We start from the raw sequence: 21551 nt of genomic DNA on the forward strand, positions 1-21551 counted from the left end.
GGTCCTAGATTACCGGCTGAGAGCCACGGCCTGGGCCGCGAGGTCCGGCGCTTGCCAGTCCAGCCAGGTGATGCGGGGATCGGCACGGAACCACGTGAGCTGGCGCCTGGCGAACTGCCGGGTGGCCACAATGGTGTCCTCGGCAGCCTCGGCAACTGTTGAGCCGCCGTCGAGCACTTTCAGGAACTGCGCATAGCCCAGGGCCCGCGGCGCGGTTTTGCCAGCGCGGAGACCGGCCGCGTCCAGCCGGCGCACTTCCGCCAACAGCCCGTTGTCCACCATGGTGTGGACCCGCAGTGCCAGCCGTTCACGGAGGACGTCGCGGTCCACCGCCAGCCCGATCTGAACGGCAGGCTGGAAATACTCGCGCTGGGGCATAAAGGAGCTGAAGGGCCGGCCGGTGAGTTCGTGGACTTCGAGCGCCCTGATGATCCGGCGCGCATCGGAGACACGGCCCGCGGACACCGGATCCACCTCCCGGAGCCGCGCCAGGAGGGCATCCTGGCCGGCTTCATCGAGCTCGGCCTCAAGCCGTTGCCGGAGGACAGGATCCGTGCCGGGGAATTCGAGGACATCGAGGGCAGCCCGCACGTAGAGACCCGAACCGCCCGCCAGAATGGCGCGCTTGCCGCGCGCGTGGATATCGCTGACGATGCTCCGGGCCTGATGCTGGAAGTCTGAAACGCTGGCTTCCTCCGTGACGTCCAGGATGTCCAGAAGGTGATGCGGAACGCCCTTGCGTTCTGCCGGAGTGATCTTGGCGGTGCCTATGTCCATCCCGCGATAGAACTGCATGGCATCGGCATTGATGACCTCGCCGTCCAGTTCCAGGGCAAGGTTCAAGGCCAGATCGGATTTACCCGACCCCGTGGGACCAACAACTGCAAGGACCGGAGGCGGGGCCACCGGTCAGCGGCTCCGGACCGGCAGCGTGGGCATACCCAGCGAGACTCCGGTCCGGCTGGCGCCACCGCCTGCGGCAGCCGGCACGGGAGCGCCGCACGAATCTGCCTGGGACCTGTCCCAAGCGTCCCCGGCGCGGGAGCGCCGCAGGCTGTAGTCCTGCAACGACGGGTCGGCCACAAGGTGGAAGGCTGCTGCGTCGGTGATGGTCACGGTGACCAGGTCCCCTGGACGCGGCGCCCCTGCCCCATCGGGAACAGAGAAGTGCACCAGCCGCTGGTCCTGGGACCGGCCGGACAGCCTGTGGGTTTCTTCGGACTTGCGCCCTGAATGGGCGGTGACCATCACCTCTACCCGGCGGCCAAGCTGCGTGGCGTTTTCCTCGGCGGCAATCCTGTCCTGCAGCGCGGTCAGGCGTTCAAATCGCTCCTGGACCACGGCTTTGGGAAGCTGGTCCGGCAGGTCCGCGGCCGGAGTGCCCGGACGCTTCGAGTACTGGAAGGTGAAGGCGGTAGCGAACCGCGACTGCTCCACAACGTCGAGGGTGGCCTGGAAGTCTTCTTCGGTTTCGCCGGGGAAGCCGACAATGATGTCGGTGGAGATGGCGGCGTGCGGGATCTTTTCGCGGACCTTGTCCAGGATGCCGAGGAATTTAGTGGACCGGTAGGACCGTTTCATGTCCTTCAGGACTTTGTCGGACCCGGACTGCAGCGGCATGTGCAGCTGGGGCATCACGTTGGGGGTTTCTGCCATGGCGTCAATGACGTCGTCGGTGAAGGCGGCGGGGTGGGGGCTGGTGAAGCGGACCCGTTCCAGGCCCTTGATTTCCCCGCACGCGCGCAGGAGTTTGGAGAACGCCTGCCGGTCACCGAACTCCACGCCGTAGGAGTTCACGTTCTGGCCCAGCAGGGTGACTTCGATGGCGCCGTCATCCACCAGGGCCTGGATTTCCGCCAGGATGTCGCCCGGGCGGCGGTCCTTTTCCTTCCCGCGCAGGGCCGGGACGATGCAGAACGTGCAGGTGTTATTGCAGCCGACCGAGATGGACACCCAGCCGGAATAAACCGAATCACGCTTGGTGGGCAGGGTGGAGGGAAAGACGTCCAGGGATTCGAGGATCTCCAGCTGGGCTTCGCTGTTGTGCCGGGCCCGGTCCAACAGGGCCGGGAGCGCCCCGACGTTGTGGGTGCCGAAGACAGCGTCCACCCAGGGAGCCTTCTTGAGGATGGCCTCGCGGTCCTTCTGGGCCAGGCAGCCTCCGACGGCGATCTGCATCCCGGGGTTGGCGGCCTTGACGGGCGCCAACATGCCCAGGTTGCCGTAGAGCTTGTTGTCCGCGTTTTCCCGGACCGCGCAGGTGTTGAACACCACGACGTCGGCCTGCTCACCACTCGCCGGGACGTATCCCGCGGCCTCAAGCATGCCGGCCATCCGCTCCGAATCATGCACGTTCATCTGGCAGCCGAAGGTGCGCACCTGATAGGTACGGGGCTGCTGGAGGGCAGGGTCTGCTGACGGGGCGGTACCGGATGCGGGGGAAGGAATGGTCAAACTCACCTATTAAGGGTACCGGGTCGCTCAGGTTGCCGGGTCGGTGCAGACGCCGCTTCGGCGGGCCTACGGATCCAGCAGGCAGTCCGCTGGCTCTGCCTGGCTGTCCGCACGTGCGTCGAGCACCTCTCCGACGATCCGGAACGCCTGCGACGGCTGATAGCCCTTGCGGGCCAGCATTGACGCCAACCGACGGGTGATCTTGTCCCGCTCAGCACGGTCCGACAAATCCGTGCCTGCCCGGAGCTTCCGCTCCACCAGGAGCCGGGCAGCCACTTCCTCGTCCGCGTCGGAAAGCTGTTCCAGCGCGGCGGCAGCGGTGTCCGCGTCAATCCCCTTGTCCGCCAGTTCGCGCCGGAGGGCCCCCTTGGCGAGCTTCCGAGACTGCGACCGGCTGCGCACCCACATGTCGGCGAACTCGGCGTCGTCAATGAGGCGGACCTCCTGGAAGCGGTCCAGGACGGCTTCCGCCACATCCTCCGGAATGTTCCGCTCGGCCAGTTTCCGCGCCAGCTGCAGCCGGCTCTTGGCCGAATTGGTCAACTGCCGGAGCACGATGGCCCGCGCCACGGACGCGGGATCCGGTTCGGCGTCTGCGTCTGCGTCTGCGTCTGCGGCGATGGCAGCATCCGGATCGGGTCCGTCCGGCCCGAAGCCGGGGCGTCCGCCGCCCCGTCTCCGCTGCCGTCGCCCCGATCCGGCGTCCTGCCCGGCCGCACGCCATCCGGCGCCCTGCCCGGCCGTCAGGTCAGGGGCGTCCCTAGAAGCCGTCAACAGCCTTCAGCTTCGGTGTCTCTTTGGCATCATCTTCGACGGGCTTGACTACCCCGACGCCAAGCTTCTCCTTGATCAGGCGCTCCAGTTCGGTCGCCAGCTCGGGGTTGTCGCGCAGGAACCTGCGGGAGTTCTCCATGCCCTGGCCCAGCTGGTCGCCGTCGTAAGTGAACCACGAACCCGACTTTTTGATAATGCCGTGCTCAACGCCCATGTCGATAATGCCGCCCTCGCGGGAGATGCCCTGGCCATAGATGATGTCGAATTCGGCGATCTTGAAGGGCGGGGCCATCTTGTTCTTGACGATCTTGGCCTTGGTGCGGTTACCGACGGAGTCGGCACCTTCCTTGAGCGTCTGGATCCGACGGACATCGATGCGGATGGACGCGTAGAACTTCAAGGCCTTACCGCCGGTGGTGGTCTCCGGGGAGCCGAAGAACACGCCGATCTTTTCACGGAGCTGGTTGATGAAGATGGCGGTGGTTTTGGTCTGGCTCAGGCGGCCGGTGATCTTACGCAGCGCCTGGCTCATGAGGCGGGCCTGCAGACCCACGTGGCTGTCGCCCATGTCGCCCTCGATTTCCGCACGCGGCACAAGGGCAGCAACGGAGTCGATGACGATGACGTCCAGCGAGCCTGAGCCGATCAGCATGTCCATAATTTCCAGGGCCTGCTCGCCTGTATCCGGCTGCGAGACCAGGAGGGCGTCCGTATCCACGCCCAGCCTGGCGGCGTATTCAGGGTCCAGGGCGTGCTCGGCATCGATGAAGGCGGCAATGCCGCCCAGGCGCTGCGCGTTGGCAACGGCGTGCAAGGCCACGGTGGTCTTACCCGAAGATTCCGGACCGTAGATCTCCACGACGCGGCCGCGGGGCAGGCCGCCAATTCCCAAAGCCACGTCCAACGCGATGGATCCGGTGGGGATGACCTCGATGGGGGCACGGACTTCATCGCCCAGCCGCATGACCGAGCCCTTGCCGAACTGCTTGTCAATCTGTGCCAGCGCTGCGTCGAGCGCCTTTTGACGATCCGGGGCTGCCGCCATGGTTCACACCTCTAATGCTTTCTCGCTTTGGAGTGGCCTCAGCGGCCATTTCTTGGTCATCTCTGACGCTAATGGCACCCACTGACATTCTGGCCGGATGACATCGCCTATGTGGATAACCCACTACGAAAAGCATAGCTTTACCCGAACAGATATTCGAACAGATCCGGCGGCGTGTCAGCGCAGAAGGGGCGCACATGAGCCTGGAGAACGCGGCCGCGTTGGTGGCGGCGTCAGTCGCGCAGGGGTTTGACGTCGCGTCCCAGGCGCCGCTCCGGCGGCACATCCTGGACGTCGCAGATGGCCAGCCACACCTGTCGGGGGCTCAGTCCGGCTGCGAGGGCCTGGTCGGCGGTGCGCCCGCCGGCCCCGGCCAGGACGAGGGTGCTGCTCAAGACCCGGGAGTAGCCAGCCCCGAATTCGTCGTCCATAAGCCGCCAATAGTCACTGATCCGCACCAATAGAGTCTCTCACGGTCCCGGACCCTAGAATTGTTGCCATGAGCAACCCTGCCGACGGCCCTCCTGCGACAGGCCTTCCTGAGACAGGCCTTCCCTCGACGTCCCCTGTGGAGAAAGATACCGACAAGGACACCGTCGACGAGGCTTTGAACACCGTGGAACACCAAATCAGTCTCTTTTGGCGGCGTGCCCGTTCGGTGTCCCATCAGCTCTCGCGGCAGGTGCACCCGGACATGGAGCCGGCGGCCTACGGGCTGCTTGCGGTCATCCGGCGCGAGGGACCCATCCGGTTGACAGACCTCGCCCTGAACATCGGCGTGGGAAAGCCTTCCGTCAGCCGCCAGATCGCGTTCCTGGAAAGCATCGGGTTGGTGTTCAAGGAAGCTGATCCCCTGGACGGAAGGGCGCAGTCGATCCGCCTCACCGAAAAGGGCGAGGAAAAGATGCATCAGGTCCAGGATGCGCGCCGCCAGGACTTCCGTGAGCGACTGGGTGAGTGGCCGGTTGGGGAACTGCAGACCCTCGCCGAATACATGGCAAAGCTCAACTCCATCTTTGAACTCGACGGCTTCGCGAAGGACCCGTCCACCGGCGACACTGCAATATAGCCAGCACACACAACAAAGCCTCCGGCCCATGGCCGGAGGCTTTGTTGTACTTCCTGTCTGGCTGCTGCGGACGGCTTACCGTGCGCCGGAAAGCAGGCCCTTGGACAGTTCGTTGTTGAGTTCAGCGCTCAAATCGCGATCAAGGTCGCGGCCGTAGCGCTGTGAGAATTCCTGGGGAACGGTGTCCGGAACGGCTACGCCCTCGGCGACGGCGACACGGTCGCTGACTTCCCTGAGCATACTGGACAGCGGCACGTCCAGGGCTGAGCAGATTGACGAGAGGAGCTCTGATGAAGCTTCCTTCTGGCCGCGCTCTACTTCGCTGAGATAGCCTAAGGAAACACGGGCACTGTGCGAAACTTCGCGGAGCGTGCGTCCCTGGCGCTGGCGTACATCGCGCAGGACATCACCGATTTCGTGACGAAGTACAACCATCTTGCGCTCCTTCTGTTCGCTCTTGGCCTGATCGGCGAGGCCCACATCCTTCCAGCGGACAACGCCGTTTATGGATACGGGCTGCTTTACCATCTGTATCGCCTTGCTCCCTCATAAGTTCGGTCCGCCGTGGAGCGAACCGTGGTTTATTCATCCTAGGCGCCTCCGCTCTCAGGAAGCGACACAATGTAATAACTAATGGGCACCGGGATTTGTTCCCGGCAACTTTACGCCCGGTAGCTTCAGGAAGGTAGGGACGCGATCAGACTTTCCAGCGCGGCACCACAAGCCTGTCCGCGGATCTCTGCCCGGTTACCCGTAAAGCCGTACTCGACGTAGGACGCACCGTCTGCTGTGGCAACCCCAATGAACACGGTCCCCACCGCTTTGCCGTCATGTTCCTCCGGGCCGGCCACCCCTGTGGTGGCGACGCCGATGTCAGCGGCCAGCGCACTCCTGGCCCCGGCCGCCATGGCCGCTGCGACGGCGCCGTCAACTGATCCGGCGGTGGCCAGCAGCTCTGCCGGAACGCCCAGGACGTCCACTTTGACGGAGTTCTGGTAGGCCACCACGCCGCCTTGGAGCATGCCTGAGGCTCCGGCTGTATCGGCGAGAACGGCGGTGACCATTCCCGCCGTGAGCGACTCCGCGGTCGCTACCGTGCGGCCCATTTCGAGGGCCTTTTTGACTGTCTGTTCCGCCAAGTGGTGAAGGTTGGTCACGTCGGCTCCCTAGTTTTCAGCTGTAGTTTTTCCGGCCCGTTTGCCCTGTGACCGAATTCGCAGGGCTTCAATGACGTATTCGACGCCGGTCCATACCGTGATCAGTACTGCCACCATCATGACTGCGAAAGCCACCCACACAAGCCACGGTGCCAGCGCGCCGAGTGGCAGGAGGTACAGGAAGATCGCGGCCGTCTGAACGACGGTCTTGAGCTTGCCTCCACGCGAGGCCGGGATGACACCGTACCGGATGACAAAGAAGCGAAGGGCGGTGATGCCCCATTCCCTGACGAGGATGACGATGGTGACCCACCACGGCAGTTCATTCAGGATGGAGAGCATCACCAGCGCTGAGCCGATGAGGAGCTTGTCGGCGATGGGGTCAGCTATTTTGCCGAAATTGGTGACGAGGCCGCGACTCCTGGCGATGTCGCCGTCGAGCTTGTCAGTGTAGATGGCGACGGCGAACGCCACCACCGCGGCCCAGCGCCAGGGCCCTGACTCGCTGTTCAGCCCGGGAGCATCGACGAGGAGGAACCAGACAAAGAACGGCACCAGGGCGATGCGCAGCATGGTCAGGATGTTGGGAAGATTCCAGATTCCGGGGCTGCTGGAGCCGGCGGCTGTTGCTTCGGTGCTAGTCACACTCCTAGGCTACCGTCCGGTGAGTGACCACGCGTCTTCAGAACCGTCCTCGTCGTCGCCCGAGGTGCCATCGGCGCCGTCGAAGTACTCAACCTTCTGGCTACGCTGGTCCAGATCCGCCTGCACGAGGTCCTCCGCGTAACCGCCCTGGGCGATGTTCGCGTTGGCGTTGTCGCTGAGCGCCGCCGTTTGCGAGTCAGGAACCGCCGGCGCGTCCTGGCCCTTCATGGCTGCGAGCACCGAAGCGAGGTCGTCCGGCTTCACCAGGACGTCGCGTGCCTTGGACCCTTCGGAGGGGCCAACCACTCCCCTGGACTCGAGCAGGTCCATAAGCCGTCCGGCCTTGGCGAAGCCCACCCGGAGCTTGCGCTGGAGCATCGACGTCGAACCGAACTGGGTGGTGACCACCAGTTCGGTGGCCTGCAGCAGCACCTCCAGGTCGTCCCCGATGTCGTCGTCGATCTGCTTCTTCTGCGCTTCGGGGGCGACGTCGTCACGGTAGACGGCCTTCAGCTGGCCCTTGACGTGTTCCACGACCTTGTGGATTTCAGACTCCGTAACCCACGCGCCCTGGACACGCATGGCCTTGGAGGCACCCATCGGCAGGAACAGGGCATCGCCCTGGCCGATGAGCTTCTCGGCACCGGGCTGGTCAAGGACCACGCGGGAGTCCGTGACGGAGGACGTGGCGAAGGCCATCCGGGACGGCACGTTGGCCTTGATCAGGCCGGTGACGACGTCCACGGAGGGTCGCTGGGTGGCCAGGACCAGGTGGATGCCGGCGGCACGGGCCAGCTGGGTGATGCGGACGATGGAGTCTTCGACGTCGCGCGGGGCCACCATCATCAGGTCGGCGAGCTCGTCAACGATCACCAGCAGGTACGGGTACGGCCGGATGACGCGCTTGGAGTCCACGGGCGGATGGACCTTGCCGGCGCGGACTGCCTTGTTGAAGTCATCGATGTGCTTGAACCCGTAGTTGGCGAGGTCGTCGTAGCGGGCGTCCATCTCGCGGACCACCCATTGCAGGGCCTCGGCAGCCTTCTTCGGGTTGGTGATGATGGGAGTGATCAGGTGCGGGACGCCTTCGTAGGCGGTCAGTTCCACACGCTTGGGGTCCACCATGACCATGCGGACCTCATCGGGGGTTGCCCGCATGAGGATCGAGGTGATCATGGAGTTCACGAACGAGGACTTACCGGCGCCCGTGGCCCCTGCGACGAGCAGGTGGGGCATTTTGGCGAGGTTCGCCACGACGTAGCCGCCTTCGACGTCCTTGCCGACGCCCATCACCATGGGGTGGTCGGTCCGGCGGGCGTTCTGGCTGCGGAGGACGTCACCGAGGGAGACGGTCTCGCGGTCCGTGTTGGGGATCTCGATTCCAATGGCGGACTTGCCCGGGATGGGGCTGAGGATCCGGACGTCGCTGGAAGCCACGGCGTAGGAGATGTTCTTGGACAGGGCGGTGACGCGCTCCACCTTGGTGCCCGGCGACAGTTCGATCTCGTACCGCGTGACGGTAGGTCCGCGGCTGAAGCCGGTGACCTGTGCCTCCACGTTGAACTGGTTGAGGGTCTCGGTCAGCGAAGCGACAATCGCGTCGTTGGCTTCGGTGCGCTCCTTGGGGATGGAGCCCGGGGTCAGAACATCCGACGGCGGCAGCGTGTAGGTGACGTCGCCCGCCAGTGAGAGTTGCTCGGTCCGCTGCGGAATGGGCGCGGGCAGGGGCACGGGTGAGACGGGCCTGGCCGGCACCTGCGCAACCGCGGCGGGGACAGGGTTGAGTGAGCCCGCGGCCACCATCCCGGGAGTGACCAACGGGATGGCCTCGGTGGCGTTGTCCTCTGCCGGACCCCTTCCGACAGCGCCGAGGCCCTGTGCGGCTTTGATTTTCTCGACAGCGATTTCCGCCTGGGTGGGGCGGCGCACGCCGGGAGCGGGGCGCGGTCCGCGGCCTGATTTTGCGTCGGCCTCGTCGTCGTCAATGACGGCGTGCTCGAAGGCTTCGTCGCCCACGTAGCCTTCCAGCCCGGCGTCGGACTCGTCGTCCTTACCGAAGAAGCGGCGCTTCTTCTTCCGCGGTGCAGCGGCCGCCTGCGTTTCCTCGAGGTAGCTGCGGTCATGGCTGTCCCCGGCGTCGCCGGGTTCCTGCAGGTCCAGGCCCATCAGGTGCTCATACGCCGCCCGGAGCCGGCGCGGAATGGCTCCGAAGGGGGTTGCGGTGATGATGAGCAGTGAGACGAGGGCCAGCAGGCCGTAGACCACAACGGGCACCGCCGCATGGATGGCCGCGAGTGGTGAGGCGGCCAGGAAGCCGAGCATACCGCCGGCCTGGCGGAGGCCGTCGAAGCCGTCGGCAACTGTGGGCTGCCCGCCGACGACGTGGGCAAGGCCGCAGCCGGCAAAGGTCATGATGAGGAAACCGATCCCCACCCGGTTGTTTCCGCGGCCGTCGTCGGGCTGCCGGAAGAGCCGGAAGGCACACACAAATAGCATCAGCGGCAAAAGCAGTGACATCCAGCCGAAGGTGCCGTTGACCACGCTGTAAACGGCGTCGGGGAACCAGCCGGTCATTCCCCACCAGGCGAAGGTGGCGATGAAGACGCCCAGGGCAAGGTTAAACAGGGCCGCGCCGTCGCGGCGTTCCTCTGCCGGCAGGTCACTGACATCGGAGCCGATCCTGCGAACTCCGCCGCCGACCAGATGTCCCACGCCCAGCCAGGCGCCGCCTACAACGCGCAGGAGCCAGGGCTGCCGCTGTTCGACGGCGGGAAGCTGGCGGGTGCGTGCGGTGCCCGCCGAGGAACCCGCCCGGCTGCCGGTGCGGCTGGACGCTGTGGCGCCTGCACCGCGGCCCGCCGAGCCGCCTGATTTGGCGCTGGATTTGCCGCCAGTGGTGCCTCGGGGCGCGGGAGTAGTACGAGTGGCCATACGAGCCACGGTACCGGATCTGGCGCGGTTTTCCGCGGATTTCCGGCTGTTCCCGGCCTCATGTTGCGGATGGGAAAGGCCCGGTTCTACAAGAACCGGGCCTTTGCCATTCCGCTTGCCTTCGGGGCTGCTACGCCTCGAGGACCACCGGGATGATCATGGGCTTGCGGCGCAGCTTGCGGTTGACCCAGGTGCCGACAACGCGGCGGACAACCTGCTGGAGCTGGTGGGTGGTGTGATCCGTGCGGTTGAGCACGGCTTCTTCCAGGGCGGCGTTGATCTTCGGGATGATCTCGTCGAAGACCGTATCGTCCTCGGCCACGCCGCGGGCGTGGATCTCAGGTCCGGAGACCACTTTGCCGGTGGTGCGGTTGATGACGGTGATGATGGAGATGAAGCCTTCATCGCCGAGCGTCTGGCGGTCCTTGAGGTCCGCTTCCGTGACTTCGCCGACGCTGGAGCCGTCCACATAGACAAAGCCCACTTCAACCTGGCCCACCACGTCTGCGCGGTGGTCCTTGAGGTCGATCACGGTGCCGTTGTCGGCAAGGATGACGCTGGCGGTGGGGACGCCGGACTCGATGGCGATCTTGCCGTTGGCGATCAGGTGGCGGGTCTCGCCGTGCACGGGCATGGCGTTGAGCGGCTCAAGGATGTTGTAGCAGTAGAGCAGCTCGCCGGCGGCTGCGTGTCCGGAGACGTGCACCTTGGCGTTGCCCTTGTGGATGACGTCCGCGCCGAGCTTGAGCAGGCCGTTGATGATACGGAAGACGGCGTTTTCGTTGCCCGGGATGAGGCTGGAGGCCAGAATCACGGTGTCGCCGTCGCCCACCACTACGCGGTGGTCGCCGTTGGCCATGCGGGAAAGCGCGGCCATCGGTTCGCCCTGGGAACCAGTGGACATCAGGACCACGCGGTTGTCCGGCAGGCTGTCGATGTTCTTGATGTCCACGAGGAGACCCTCGGGAACGTCGAGGTACCCCAGCTTGGCGGCGATGGCCATGTTGCGGACCATGGAGCGGCCCACGAAGGCCACCTTGCGGTTGTGCTTGGCGGCGGCGTCAAGCACCTGCTGGACGCGGTGGACGTGCGAGGAGAAGGACGCCACGATGATGCGCTTGGTGGCCTGGCCGAACAGCCGTTCCAGCGTGGGGCCGATTTCCTTCTCGGCGGTGGTGAAGCCTGGCACGTCGGCGTTGGTGGAGTCGGACATAAAGAGGTCAACGCCCTCTTCACCCAGCTTGGCGAAGTGACGGAGGTCGGTGATCCGGCCATCCAAGGGCAGCTGGTCCATCTTGAAGTCGCCCGTGTGCAGGACGGTGCCGCCGGCCGTGCGGATGAACACTGCCAGTGCGTCGGGGATGGAGTGGTTGACCGCGACAAACTCGCATTCGAAGGGGCCAAACTTTTCGACCTGGCCCTCTTCAACGGTCATCGTGTACGGACGGATCCGGTGTTCCTGCAGCTTGGCCTCGATGAGGGCCAGCGTCAGCTGTGAGCCCACCAGGGGGATGTCGGCGCGGAGCCGCAGGAGGTAGGGAACGGCCCCGATGTGGTCCTCGTGGCCGTGGGTAAGGACAACGGCCACGATGTCGTCGAGACGGTTCTCAATGTAGGAGAAATCGGGCAGGATCAGGTCAACGCCGGGCTGTGTTTCCTCCGGGAAGAGGACACCACAGTCCACGATGAGCAGTTTGCCGTCGATTTCGAACACGGCCATGTTCCGGCCGATCTCCCCCAGTCCGCCCAGCGGAACGATCCGAAGGGTGCCTTGCGGCAGGCGTGGAGGCGTGACAAGGCCGGGAAGGGCGGTTTGGGTCATAGTGCACTACTTTCCAGGCGGAAGGGTTCTGGTCTTAGCCCTCAGGGAAAGACCAGCCCCGCTTCCGCCAAATCCTCGCGGATGGTTGCGATCTCGGCTTCGTCCGGCTCCACGAGGGGCAAACGGACAATCGAGTTGGGCAGGACTCCCTGCCATTTAAGAATTTGTTTGGCTGCAACGGCTCCCTGGACGCGGGTCATCGTTGCCCGCACGACGGGCAGCAGCTCGAAGTTGATCTTACGCGCCGTTTCGAGGTCGTTCGCGTTGATGGCGTCGATCAGTTCGCGGAAGCGGCGCGTTGCGACGTGGGTTGTGACACCCACGAGTCCGACGGCGCCCAAGGACATCCACGGAAGGGTCAGTCCGTCGTCGCCCGAGTAGAAGTACAGGTTAGTCTCTGCCATCACGCGGCTGGCTGCCATAAAATCGGCTTTGGCATCCTTGACAGCGACGATGTTCGGGTGCTGCGCCAGGCGGATCATGGTTTCGGGCTCGATCGCGATGGAGGAGCGGCCCGGAATGTCATAGAGCATAACGGGCACGTCCGTTGCGGACGCAACGGTCTCGAAGTGCGCGCGGACCCCGGCCTGGCTGGGCTTGTTGTAGTACGGCGTGACGAGCAGCAGGCCGTCGACGCCGAGCGCTGCCGCCTGCTGGGAGAGGTGCACTGAATGTGCGGTGTCGTTCGTCCCGGTGCCGGCGACGATGGCGGCGCGGTCTCCCACGGCCTCCTTGACAGCGCGGAACATGCCAAGGTTTTCTTCATCCGAGAGGGTGGACGTTTCGCCGGTAGTCCCGGTGACGACCAGGCCGTCGCAGCCATCGTCCACAAGCTTGGTGGCCAGCTCGGCTGCCTGCTTGTAGTCCACGGCGCCATCCTTGGTGAAGGGCGTGACCATGGCGGTCAGGAGCGTACCAAGGGCAGGAGCGGTGGCGGATTTGTGAGGCATGGAAAAAACGTTACCCTGTCGGCGGCTGGTTAGGACAATGGGAGCGGCGTGATACGCGTCAAATAGCGGGCTGCCATGCCCCAGGAACTGCGGTCAGCACGCAGTGGGAGTCCGACACCCGCAGCGTCAGCGGAATTTCCGCAATGCACTCCGCTGCAGGACGGCGGTAACCACTTCAGTTCCGGTTCCGGCGGCCTTTTTCAGTTCGAAGCCGTCCGGTCCCCAGAACCCGCTGAGGCCGCAGGAGGGGCCCAGCACGGTGGATCCGCCAAGGTTCGCCAGGACGGCGAACATCCGGTTGTCCATGGCCCTGGCTCCGAGATGCAGCGCAAGCCGCCGTTCTTCCGCCAGCGTGTACAGCGCCGATACGGCATAGATATCCGCGCCGGCTTGGGCTGCCCCAGTGGAGTGGGCAGGAACCGCGGCGTCAGCGCAGATGGCCAGCGCAATCTTCCAGCCATCCAGTTCGATCAGGAGGGCACCGTCACCCGCGGCAAAGACCTCCCGCTCTTGGCCGTGGAGGTGGGTTTTGAAGCCAAGTTCGATGGTGCCAGCGGGGTGGATCACGAAGCTGGCGAGTCGCGGCGTCCCATCAGGTTCCCGATAGGCAGCACCTGCCACGGCAGTGATCCCGGTCCGGCGGCAGATTTCGTGGAGGTCGCCCAGTCGTGGGTCAATGTGTTGAACCCAAGAGTCGTCAGCGGCCAGTAGCGCCAGGTTGTACCCCGTCAATGACAGCTCAGGGAACACCACCAGCCGGGCACCATGGGATTCGGCATCCTCGATCAGCCGGACGTGTTCTTGCACATTCGGGACAATCCCGCCTTCCAGCGCCTGGTACTGCACGGCAGAGACGGTCAGGGCATCAGTCACCTCCTTATCCTAGGGATGTCCGCCTAGCCGAGGGAACCGCGCCGCCGATTGGCAGGGCGCTGCAGTTCAGCCAGACGCGGCAACTCAGCAGGGGGCTGCAGCTGACGAGGGTGCTGCAGTTCAGCCGGGCTCCGCAACTGAGCGGGTGGCTCGTCAGCCCGCCTCACGCCATCCTGCGGCTTCCCCGGCTGGCAGTACCGGTCCACCGCAGCCTCCCGCAGCCCCTCAGCCCAGGCCGCGAGCCGCTGTGCCGCCCGGACGTAGTGGAACAGCTCAGTGGGGGTCAGGGCGTCGAGGTCGGTGTCGGCCAACCTGCGGGCCAGCTCCGCCCCCGCCGGCTGGGCGGTGAGTGTGACGCCTTCGTCCTGCCACTGGATGTCCACAGGGGGTCGACCTGCCACGAGCTGCCGGAAGAGGAAGTCCACCACTCCTGGGCTCATCGCTTTCATCAGACCTGCAGGATGTGCCGAGGCGGAGTCCTGGGCATCCTGCGTGGGGCGCACCGATCCGCTGGCGGTTGGGGATTCCGGAATCGGTCGCGGCTGGGATGGGGTTTGCATGGTGTCCATATTATTCGAACATATATTCGAACACAAGGGTCTATAAGACCGTGTTTCCGGCCGGCTCTTGACTGCCGCCACAAAGGTTGGTGTGAGAACATCGCCTCATGACGTCCCGTGCCCCGGCAAGACCCTCACGGGCGCCTCGAACCTCACAGGCTGCGGGCCGCCTCCGCGGTATTGACGCCGCCAGGGGGCTGGCGCTCCTTGGCATGATGGCCACGCATTTGCTCCCCACCTTCGAGGCAAACGCCGACCTCACGCCCACATGGATCGGCCTCACTTTCTCCGGCCGGGCGGCAGCCCTGTTTGCCGTGTTGGCGGGCGTGGGCCTGGCGCTGTCCACCGGCAAGCAGGTGCCTCCGGAAGGTACTTCCTTGAAAGCAGCCCGCCGCGGCATCGCACTGCGCGCCCTGGTGATTGCCGCCGTCGGGCTCTCACTGGGCGGGCTGGAAGTGAACCTTGCGATCATCCTGGTCCATTACGCGCTGCTGTTCCTGTGCGTCCTGCCGTTCCTTGGCCTGAAGCTGAGGGCGCTGTGCGCGTGGGCCGTCGGCTGGATCGTGGTTTCCCCCGTGCTCGCCTATCTGCTCCGCCCCTGGCTGATGGCGGCCAATCCGCCCCTGAACCTGGGGCACAACCCGTCCTGGGAAGACCTTTCGACGCCGTTCCCCCTGCTGGGAGACCTGTTCCTGACCGGCTACTACCCGGTGTTCCAGTGGCTGTCATACCTGCTGGTGGGCCTGGTGATCGGCCGGCTGGCCCTCACCAAGGCGATGGTTCCTGTCCTGCTGCTCTGCGGCGGCGCTGCGGTGGCCGCACTGGCCAAGGCTTGGGGCACCGCCGCAATGGAGAGCTGGGGCGGCCAGGCCGCGCTGGAGGCGGTCCTGAACGCCCCCGGATACCCGCTGGACAGTGTCCTCCAGGTCAACCTCACCGGAATCCGGCAGGAAGGATCCTGGTGGTGGCTGGCGGCCGCGGCGCCGCATTCGGCCACCACCCTGGATCTTGTGCACACCTGCGGCGTGGCAGCCGCTGTCGTCGGAGTGTGCCTCCTGCTCGGCAGGCTGGCTGACTGGCTGGACCTGGACCTGTTGCTGCCGCTGCGCGGTGCGGGAGCCATGACGCTCACGCTCTACTCAGCCCATGTCTGGGTGGTTTCGGCGTTCAACCTGAAGCCGCTCCCCGCCGGCTGGACTGAGGAGGGGATGTACTGGGCGCATGCCGCGACGGCCATAGCCGTGGGTATCGTGTTTGTGCTCGTGAAATGGCGGGGCCCATTGGAGCTGGTGGGCCATGCCGCCAACCGGCTGGGGCGCGGCGAACGAGCCGGTCTGCGCTAGCTCGCCGCAGCGGATTCGCCCGCCGCAGAGAGCGGGCTGTTACAAGCAGGCTGTTACGCCGGAACCTGGCCGCGGAACAGCTTCACGGCGTCGCGCATGGACGCGCGGGCGCGTTTACGGTCGCCGGCAGCGTCATAGGCGCAGCTGAGCCGGAACCACGAACGCCAGTCACCGGGCGCCGCTTCAGCCTCGGCCTTGTACTTTTCGAATTCCAGATCCGCCGCCGAGCGGACGATCCGGCCGGCGGGTGTGCGCGGGAGTTCGTCGACCGGGAGACCGCCTTCGGCCTCCAGGACCTTCGCCATCTGTTCCGTGCGTGCGCCGAACAGCAGTTCACGGATCATGGCCCAGGCGCCGATGGCCGGGAGGACCAGGTAGGCGGCCCCAATGGCCTTGGCGGCGGGGTTGCTGTCCAGCAACAAGAGCACGGAACGCTGGAACGACACCACCAGGTAAAAGACCAGCAGGAGCGTTACGGCACCCACCCAGATCTTGGTGCGGTTCTTCCGGAACGCGGCAAAAAACTCGCCCACGGCCTAGAGCCCCAGGTCCAGGTAGCCGTCCAGACCCACCGTCAGTCCCGGATGCGCGGCGACGTTGCGCACGCCCAGCAGCACTCCGGGCATAAAGGAGGCGCGGTCAAAGGAATCGTGGCGGAAGGTCAACTGCTCCCCCGGGCCGCCAAGCAGCACCTCCTGGTGGGCCACCAGCCCGCGCAGCCGGACGCTGTGAATGCGGACTCCCTCAACGTCGCAACCCCGCGCGCCGGCGAGTTCGCTGCTGGTCGCGTCAGGACTGGGCGGAACGTCCGCAGCCTTGCGCTCGGCTGCAATCAGCTGGGCCGTGCGGACAGCGGTCCCGGACGGCGCATCAACCTTTTGAGGGTGGTGCAGTTCGATGATTTCCACGGACTCGAAATATTTGGAAGCCTTAGCGGCAAAGGCCGAGGCCAGCACGGAACCGAGGGCAAAGTTGGGGGCGATCAGCACTCCGGTTTCCGGGTTCTCCGCGAGCAGTGCTTCCAGTCCGGCGAGCCTGGTGGCATCCCAGCCGGTGGTCCCCACCACTGCGTGCATACCATGCTCGACGGCGTAGCGGACGTTCGCTTCGGTGCTTTCGGGGACGGTGAGGTCCACCACAATGTGGGCACCCGACGTGGCCAGCTGGTCCAGCGAGTCGCCGCGTCCCAGGGCGGCCACGAGCAGCAGGTCGGAGGCGGCTTCAACGGCCTTAACGGCTTCGGCGCCCATGCGCCCGTTGGCGCCCAGGACAGCCACGCGGGTGGGCACGGAGAGTTGTTCGGTCATGCCGTTAACCCTACCGTCGGGCCGCGTGCGGGATTGAACCGAAGGCTGTTCGTTACCTCGCAGCCGCCGGAAGTCGGGAAGCCGGTGCTGCTTAGCTGCCCGCGCCGACCCACTCCACCGTGCCGTCGGCGAAGAACTGTTCCTTCCAGATGGGAACCTGCTCCTTGATGCGGTCCACCAGTTCGGAACACACGGCAAAAGCCTGTCCGCGGTGCGCAGCGGAGACCGCGCAGACCAGCGCCGGGTCACCGATGTTGAGCATGCCGATGCGGTGGGCAGCCCAAATTCGCACGGGCTGGGTGGAGGATCCCTCGGCAGCATGTTCGGCGGCCAGGCGGGCGACGACGTCGGTCATCACCTGGTGAGCGGTGGGGTGCGCGCTGTAACTGAGCCGCTCCACTGCCTTGCCGCCGTCGTGATTCCTCACGACGCCGCTGAAGCTGACCACGGCCCCCGCGGTGTCAGACTCCACCGCAGCGATGGCCTGGTCCACGGAGATCGGTTCTGCGCTCAGCACCGCGTGGACCACTTCGAAAACCGATTCAGTGCCCATGGCCGCCCTCCAGCTGGTCGCACAGGTGCCCGATCAACGGGTCCAGCACCGACAGGCCGTCCATGACTCCCTTGGGTGACCCGGGCAGGTTGACAACGAACGTCTGCCCCGCAGCTCCGGCATGGCCGCGGCTGAGCGCCGCAAGCGGCGTTTTGGCTGCGCCTTCGCGCCGGATGGCCTCCATGATGCCCGGGATTTCCCGGTCCAGAAGTGGCAGGGTCACGTCGGGTGTGCGGTCGTCCGGGCTGAGCCCGGTACCGCCGCTGGTGATCACGACGGCGGGATGCTGGGTGAGGAGGGCCCGGATCGCCGCACCGACGGGCGCGCCGTCCGGCACCACCATGGCAGGGTAAGCCTCGAAGCCGTGCTCGGTGAGCCAGTCAATGATGACCGGACCGGTTTCATCCTCATAGATGCCTGCGGCGGCCCGGGTGGAGGCAATGACAACCCCGGCCTTCCGGCCCTGCACCTCGCCGTGCGTGTGCGGCTCCGGCAGGATAGTGCTCTCAGTGCTCATAGTGTCCAGTCCCCGCTCTTGCCGCCGCTTTTCGCCAGCACTTTGATGTCGGTCAGCACGGCGTGCTTGTCGACGGCCTTGATCATGTCGTACACGCTGAGGGCAGCCACGGAGACCGCCGTCAGAGCTTCCATCTCAACCCCGGTGACCCCGCGGGTTTTGACCGTGGCCAGGATCGCCACGGAATCGGTTCCGAGCTCGAAGTCCACGGTGACTTTCGAGAGCGGCAAGGGGTGGCAGAGCGGGATGAGTTCGGGAGTCTTTTTTGCCGCCATGATGCCGGCAACCCGCGCAACGGCCAGGGCATCACCCTTGGGCAGGCCACCGGATCCGAGCAGGCCCAGCACTTCGTCAGTGGTGCGGACCGTGGCAGTGGCGGTGGCTTCTCGGGTGGTTTCTGTTTTGCCGGACACGTCCACCATCTGGGCGCTTCCGTCCTGGCGCAGATGGGTCAGCGCGGACGGGCTATGTTCTGGATTCACAGCATCCATACTTCCACCTCCTCGCCCTCGGCGAGCGCAGAGACCCCAACGGGCACGTGCACCAGCGCGTTGGAGCCGGCGAGGGCGTGCATGAGGTGGGAGCTTTCGCCCCCCTCCAGGCGCACAGTTCCGTCCCCCTGGAGGGTTCCGCGCCGGACCTGATGCTTGAGTTCAGGCGACGAAAGGCTGTGGCCCAGCCGTGCGCGGACAGGGATCCGCGGTGCGGGCGATCCAAACAGTTCGGCCAGCACGGGCCGCAGGAACATTTCGAAGGAAACGAGGCAGCTGACCGGATTTCCCGGGAATCCCAGGAAGGGCACACCGTCGAACGTCCCGATGCCCTGCGGGCCGCCGGGCTGCATCGCCACATGCAGGAACTCGGCGGCCTGGCCCTCCATGGCCTGGCGGACAACTTCGTAGGCTCCCTTGCTGACGCCGCCCGTGGTGACGATCAGGTCCACCGTGCCGGCGTGGCTGCGCAGCAGTGCCCGGAATTCGTGCGGATGGTCCGAGGCGATGGCCGTGCGCACCACGGCCAGGCCCGCCTGCCGCATGGCACTTTCGAGGAGGGTTCCGTTGGAATCGTAGATCTTGCCGGCCGGCAGGGGCTGGCCGGGTTCCACCACTTCGTCGCCCGTCGTGGCCAGAAGGACGGTCACCGGCCTGCGCACAGTGACTTCGGCGATCCCCAGGGCCGCCAGCAGTCCCAGCTGTGCCGGGCCAAGGAAGGTACCCGCGGCCAGCGCCCGCTCCCCCATCGCAATATCACTGCCGGCCGACCGCACGAAGGTGCCAGCCGCCGTCGCCGGCAACCACACAGTGGTTGTTTCCCCCGAGGCGGGGAACCGGTCCGGAACGGCACGTTCCACGGGCACGACGGCGTCAGCACCGGCGGGAATCATGGCTCCCGTCATGATGGGGGCGGCAGTGCCACGGTCCAGGGCCGCCGGCACGGCACCTGCCGGAACGGGGACAACCACAGGCAGCTCCGCACCGCCGTCGGGCACGTCCAAGCTGTTGACGGCAAAGCCGTCCATCTGGGAGTTGGCGAACGGCGGGAGGCTCAGGGGGGCCAGAACGTCCTGGGCGAGGCCCTTGCCCAGCGCGTCGCGAAGTGCCAGCGTTTCCGTCCGTCCCTGGGCCAGCAGGGGCGTCAGCAGTTCGGTGACGGCGGCACAGTGCAGGGCAACGGACCGTGCCTGGTGTGGTGCCTGGCCTGGCGTGTGGCTGTGCCCGGCGTGGACGTGCTCGCTGCTGTTCGGGGTGTGGCCGTGCTGGTGTTGAGAGCTGTGCATGGTCCTGCCTTCGGTCCGGGCCGTCATGGATTCACATCAACTCTAATCGTGTGGAAGCCGGTGGCCCCGTCGGGAGCAACCGGCCGGCGTTCCTCCACCTGCGGCTCGCCGTTGAGGTCCGTGGCGCGGACCTGGACCTCGTACTGGCCCGGAGTCAGCTCGATGCCAAGCCGCCACTGGTACCAGGTGTCCAGCGAAATCCCGGGCGCGAGGCGGGCTTCCTGCCACGGACCGCGGTTGACGCGGAGTTCCACCTTGCCGATCCCGGTGTGCTGGGCCCAGGCCACACCGCCGAACATGACCGTTCCAGCACCCACACGCCGGCCGGTGCGGGGCACGTCGATCCGCGAGGACGTTTTGATGGGGCCGCGGTCGGACCAGCCGCGCGGCGTCCAATAGCCGACGTCGTCCGCGAACCTGGTGACGCGGAGTTCGGTGAGCCATTTGGTTGCGGAAACGTAGCCGTAGAGGCCGGGCACGATCATCCGGACCGGGAAGCCGTGTTCCAACGGCAGCGGTTCGCCGTTCATCCCCACCGCGAGCAGGGCGTCCCGCTCGTCGGTGAGGACCTCCAGCGGGGTGCCCGCCGTCCAGCCGTCGGAGCTTCGGGACAACACCATGTCGGCACCGGATTGCGGCCGGGCGAGGGCCAGCAGTTCCCGCGCCGGCCAGCCAAGCCAGCGTGCATTGCCGATCAGGTCCCCGCCCACCTCGTTGGAGACACAGGCGATGGTCACATGACGTTCAATCAGGGGCCTGGCCAGCAGATCAGCTAGGTTCAGCTCAATCTCCTGTTCCACCATCCCGGTGACGCGGAGTACCCAGGATTCGGGGTCGAGGGAAGGGACGATCAGGGCGGTGTCGATCCGATAGAAGTCACGGTTCGGTGTGACCAGCGGCTGCATTCCGTCCAGTCCCACCTCTGCGCCGGCCGGGATGGCGGGCGCTTCAGAGACTGCGGCAGGCAGTTGCAGTTTTTCACGGGCTGTACTGATGCCGGCAGCGGCACCTCGCCAGACCGCGGCGAGAACCCCGCCCACGGCGGTGGCCCCGGCACTCGCAGCCAAGACTTGCAGAAACGTGCGCCGCCCGGCGGTTGCTGCTGTCCTCGGGGGACCTTCTGTCCCCGCTGCGTCGGCCGGCAGCCCTTCGTGGAGCCGGCGGATCAGCCATCGCAGCAGAAGCGCGCCGGCCAGGGCTGAGATCACGGGCACTACGGCCGCGGCCGGGGTCATCTGGGCGCGGGTAAGCACCGCGGTCAGCCCGACGAGCCCAAAAACAGCAATCACCGCTGCACCGGCAAACCGCCTGCGCTGTTCCAGAATTCCGGCCAACGCCCCGACAGCTGCGATAACCAGCAGCATCCCGGCCACGAAGACCGCTTTGTCGGCAGTGCCGAACAGGGAGATGGCCCAGTCCTTCACACCCGGCGGAACAGCGTCGATCACAGCCCCGCCTACTGCCGTCAGGGGCGAGAGGGACGGGCTGAGCAGCCCTGCCAGCAGCTCCCCTACTACGACGGCGGCGCCGGCGGCCACGGTTCCCGAAGCAGCGGCCCAGCGGCGGCGGCCTTGAGCGGCACCGTCGGTTCCCGAGCGCCCTGGAGAGGTGGCGCCGTCGTCGGCCGTTTCCTGCAGAGGCTGGGAGCTGTTCACCTCTCCAGCATAGGTTCGCCGGGCCCCGGCAGCGCCGGACTTCACCACCGTTCGGAGGGACTTCCGGCGACGTACCGGATCCCGGGCGTCATGGATGTGATCCACGGGGTAAAGGTGGC

The 21551-nt window shown here is 66.0% G+C and carries 22 protein-coding genes; 2 read left to right on the forward strand and 20 right to left on the reverse strand.

Annotated features, from left to right (window positions below):
- Positions 1 to 9: 9 nt before the first annotated feature.
- From miaA to ACZYZ4_RS09770, 5 genes are all read right to left on the reverse strand, one after another.
- On the reverse strand, positions 10 to 906 hold the full coding sequence (gene miaA / locus ACZYZ4_RS09750; protein WP_463860350.1) for a tRNA (adenosine(37)-N6)-dimethylallyltransferase MiaA: 897 nt from the start codon (positions 904 to 906) through the stop codon (positions 10 to 12).
- Positions 907 to 909: 3 nt separating this feature from the next.
- Entirely contained in the window at positions 910 to 2460 is a 1551-nt protein-coding gene (gene miaB, locus ACZYZ4_RS09755; protein WP_463860352.1) for a tRNA (N6-isopentenyl adenosine(37)-C2)-methylthiotransferase MiaB, read from the reverse strand.
- 60 nt (positions 2461 to 2520) lie between these two features.
- Complete coding sequence (locus ACZYZ4_RS09760) at positions 2521 to 3075, reverse strand: regulatory protein RecX (protein WP_463860577.1); 555 nt, start codon at positions 3073 to 3075, stop codon at positions 2521 to 2523.
- 139 nt (positions 3076 to 3214) lie between these two features.
- On the reverse strand, positions 3215 to 4273 hold the full coding sequence (recA, locus tag ACZYZ4_RS09765; RefSeq protein ID WP_463860354.1) for a recombinase RecA: 1059 nt from the start codon (positions 4271 to 4273) through the stop codon (positions 3215 to 3217).
- Positions 4274 to 4506: 233 nt separating this feature from the next.
- Positions 4507 to 4731, reverse strand: coding sequence for a DUF3046 domain-containing protein (locus ACZYZ4_RS09770; RefSeq protein ID WP_463860356.1), 225 nt, complete (start codon positions 4729 to 4731; stop codon positions 4507 to 4509).
- A 41-nt stretch (positions 4732 to 4772) separates the two neighbouring features.
- On the opposite strand from ACZYZ4_RS09770, the gene ACZYZ4_RS09775 reads away from it, so the two are divergent.
- Positions 4773 to 5342, forward strand: coding sequence for a MarR family winged helix-turn-helix transcriptional regulator (locus tag ACZYZ4_RS09775; RefSeq protein ID WP_463860357.1), 570 nt, complete (start codon positions 4773 to 4775; stop codon positions 5340 to 5342).
- Between the two features lie 75 nt (positions 5343 to 5417).
- Here ACZYZ4_RS09775 and ACZYZ4_RS09780 read toward each other — a convergent pair whose 3' ends face one another.
- From ACZYZ4_RS09780 to ACZYZ4_RS09815, 8 genes are all read right to left on the reverse strand, one after another.
- Positions 5418 to 5870 carry a helix-turn-helix domain-containing protein gene (locus tag ACZYZ4_RS09780; RefSeq protein WP_111906474.1) on the reverse strand — a complete coding sequence of 151 codons (453 nt, stop codon included), beginning with the start codon at positions 5868 to 5870 and terminating at the stop codon, positions 5418 to 5420.
- A 149-nt stretch (positions 5871 to 6019) separates the two neighbouring features.
- Positions 6020 to 6499 carry a CinA family protein gene (locus tag ACZYZ4_RS09785; protein ID WP_463860360.1) on the reverse strand — a complete coding sequence of 160 codons (480 nt, stop codon included), beginning with the start codon at positions 6497 to 6499 and terminating at the stop codon, positions 6020 to 6022.
- Positions 6500 to 6508: 9 nt separating this feature from the next.
- On the reverse strand, positions 6509 to 7144 hold the full coding sequence (gene pgsA, locus ACZYZ4_RS09790) for a CDP-diacylglycerol--glycerol-3-phosphate 3-phosphatidyltransferase (RefSeq protein ID WP_463860361.1): 636 nt from the start codon (positions 7142 to 7144) through the stop codon (positions 6509 to 6511).
- 9 nt (positions 7145 to 7153) lie between these two features.
- Positions 7154 to 10075, reverse strand: a complete 2922-nt coding sequence (locus ACZYZ4_RS09795) for an FtsK/SpoIIIE family DNA translocase (protein WP_463860363.1) — start codon at positions 10073 to 10075, stop codon at positions 7154 to 7156.
- A 130-nt stretch (positions 10076 to 10205) separates the two neighbouring features.
- Positions 10206 to 11897: a ribonuclease J gene (locus ACZYZ4_RS09800; protein ID WP_463860365.1), complete on the reverse strand. Its 1692-nt coding sequence runs from the start codon at positions 11895 to 11897 to the stop codon at positions 10206 to 10208.
- Positions 11898 to 11938: 41 nt separating this feature from the next.
- Positions 11939 to 12847: a 4-hydroxy-tetrahydrodipicolinate synthase gene (gene dapA, locus ACZYZ4_RS09805; RefSeq protein ID WP_463860366.1), complete on the reverse strand. Its 909-nt coding sequence runs from the start codon at positions 12845 to 12847 to the stop codon at positions 11939 to 11941.
- Positions 12848 to 12973: 126 nt separating this feature from the next.
- Complete coding sequence (locus ACZYZ4_RS09810) at positions 12974 to 13720, reverse strand: carbon-nitrogen hydrolase family protein (RefSeq protein ID WP_463860368.1); 747 nt, start codon at positions 13718 to 13720, stop codon at positions 12974 to 12976.
- 23 nt (positions 13721 to 13743) lie between these two features.
- A complete protein-coding gene (locus ACZYZ4_RS09815; protein WP_463860370.1) occupies positions 13744 to 14280 on the reverse strand; it encodes a hypothetical protein in 537 nt (178 codons plus the stop codon).
- 107 nt (positions 14281 to 14387) lie between these two features.
- On the opposite strand from ACZYZ4_RS09815, the gene ACZYZ4_RS09820 reads away from it, so the two are divergent.
- Complete coding sequence (locus ACZYZ4_RS09820; protein ID WP_463860372.1) at positions 14388 to 15623, forward strand: heparan-alpha-glucosaminide N-acetyltransferase domain-containing protein; 1236 nt, start codon at positions 14388 to 14390, stop codon at positions 15621 to 15623.
- A 53-nt stretch (positions 15624 to 15676) separates the two neighbouring features.
- Here the strand turns inward: ACZYZ4_RS09820 and ACZYZ4_RS09825 are convergent, their stop codons facing one another.
- The 7 genes from ACZYZ4_RS09825 to ACZYZ4_RS09855 all read right to left on the reverse strand — a co-directional run bounded on the left by ACZYZ4_RS09825 (position 15677) and on the right by ACZYZ4_RS09855 (position 21315).
- The gene (locus ACZYZ4_RS09825; protein WP_463860374.1) at positions 15677 to 16156 is read right to left on the reverse strand and encodes a hypothetical protein; all 480 of its coding nucleotides are present in this window, start codon (positions 16154 to 16156) and stop codon (positions 15677 to 15679) included.
- A 3-nt stretch (positions 16157 to 16159) separates the two neighbouring features.
- Complete coding sequence (dapB, locus tag ACZYZ4_RS09830; protein WP_463860375.1) at positions 16160 to 16930, reverse strand: 4-hydroxy-tetrahydrodipicolinate reductase; 771 nt, start codon at positions 16928 to 16930, stop codon at positions 16160 to 16162.
- A 91-nt stretch (positions 16931 to 17021) separates the two neighbouring features.
- The gene (locus ACZYZ4_RS09835) at positions 17022 to 17483 is read right to left on the reverse strand and encodes a molybdenum cofactor biosynthesis protein MoaE (RefSeq protein WP_463860377.1); all 462 of its coding nucleotides are present in this window, start codon (positions 17481 to 17483) and stop codon (positions 17022 to 17024) included.
- Positions 17473 to 18000, reverse strand: a complete 528-nt coding sequence (locus ACZYZ4_RS09840) for a MogA/MoaB family molybdenum cofactor biosynthesis protein (RefSeq protein WP_463860378.1) — start codon at positions 17998 to 18000, stop codon at positions 17473 to 17475. The genes ACZYZ4_RS09835 and ACZYZ4_RS09840 overlap by 11 nt, the downstream gene beginning before the upstream one ends.
- On the reverse strand, positions 17997 to 18491 hold the full coding sequence (gene moaC / locus ACZYZ4_RS09845; protein ID WP_463860380.1) for a cyclic pyranopterin monophosphate synthase MoaC: 495 nt from the start codon (positions 18489 to 18491) through the stop codon (positions 17997 to 17999). Before moaC ends, ACZYZ4_RS09840 begins: the two co-directional genes overlap by 4 nt.
- A complete protein-coding gene (locus ACZYZ4_RS09850; RefSeq protein ID WP_463860382.1) occupies positions 18479 to 19777 on the reverse strand; it encodes a molybdopterin molybdotransferase MoeA in 1299 nt (432 codons plus the stop codon). Before ACZYZ4_RS09850 ends, moaC begins: the two co-directional genes overlap by 13 nt.
- Positions 19778 to 19800: 23 nt before the next feature.
- Positions 19801 to 21315 (reverse strand): molybdopterin-dependent oxidoreductase, encoded by a 1515-nt coding sequence (locus tag ACZYZ4_RS09855; protein ID WP_463860579.1) that lies wholly within the window; start codon positions 21313 to 21315, stop codon positions 19801 to 19803.
- Positions 21316 to 21551: the final 236 nt, after the last annotated feature.

The sequence above is a fragment of the Pseudarthrobacter adonitolis genome (genome assembly GCF_055412845.1).

Coding starts and splice junctions, on each gene's coding strand:
- ACZYZ4_RS09775 (WP_463860357.1), top strand. CDS start 4,773: ATGAGCAACCCTGCCGACGGCCCTCCTGCGACAGGCCTTCCTGAGACA.
- ACZYZ4_RS09850 (WP_463860382.1), bottom strand. CDS start 19,777: ATGCACAGCTCTCAACACCAGCACGGCCACACCCCGAACAGCAGCGAG.
- ACZYZ4_RS09780 (WP_111906474.1), bottom strand. CDS start 5,870: ATGGTAAAGCAGCCCGTATCCATAAACGGCGTTGTCCGCTGGAAGGAT.
- dapB (WP_463860375.1), bottom strand. CDS start 16,930: ATGACCGAACAACTCTCCGTGCCCACCCGCGTGGCTGTCCTGGGCGCC.
- ACZYZ4_RS09800 (WP_463860365.1), bottom strand. CDS start 11,897: ATGACCCAAACCGCCCTTCCCGGCCTTGTCACGCCTCCACGCCTGCCG.
- ACZYZ4_RS09795 (WP_463860363.1), bottom strand. CDS start 10,075: ATGGCCACTCGTACTACTCCCGCGCCCCGAGGCACCACTGGCGGCAAA.
- recA (WP_463860354.1), bottom strand. CDS start 4,273: ATGGCGGCAGCCCCGGATCGTCAAAAGGCGCTCGACGCAGCGCTGGCA.
- dapA (WP_463860366.1), bottom strand. CDS start 12,847: ATGCCTCACAAATCCGCCACCGCTCCTGCCCTTGGTACGCTCCTGACC.
- ACZYZ4_RS09840 (WP_463860378.1), bottom strand. CDS start 18,000: ATGAGCACTGAGAGCACTATCCTGCCGGAGCCGCACACGCACGGCGAG.
- moaC (WP_463860380.1), bottom strand. CDS start 18,491: ATGGATGCTGTGAATCCAGAACATAGCCCGTCCGCGCTGACCCATCTG.
- ACZYZ4_RS09815 (WP_463860370.1), bottom strand. CDS start 14,280: ATGCAAACCCCATCCCAGCCGCGACCGATTCCGGAATCCCCAACCGCC.
- ACZYZ4_RS09835 (WP_463860377.1), bottom strand. CDS start 17,483: ATGGGCACTGAATCGGTTTTCGAAGTGGTCCACGCGGTGCTGAGCGCA.
- ACZYZ4_RS09820 (WP_463860372.1), top strand. CDS start 14,388: ATGACGTCCCGTGCCCCGGCAAGACCCTCACGGGCGCCTCGAACCTCA.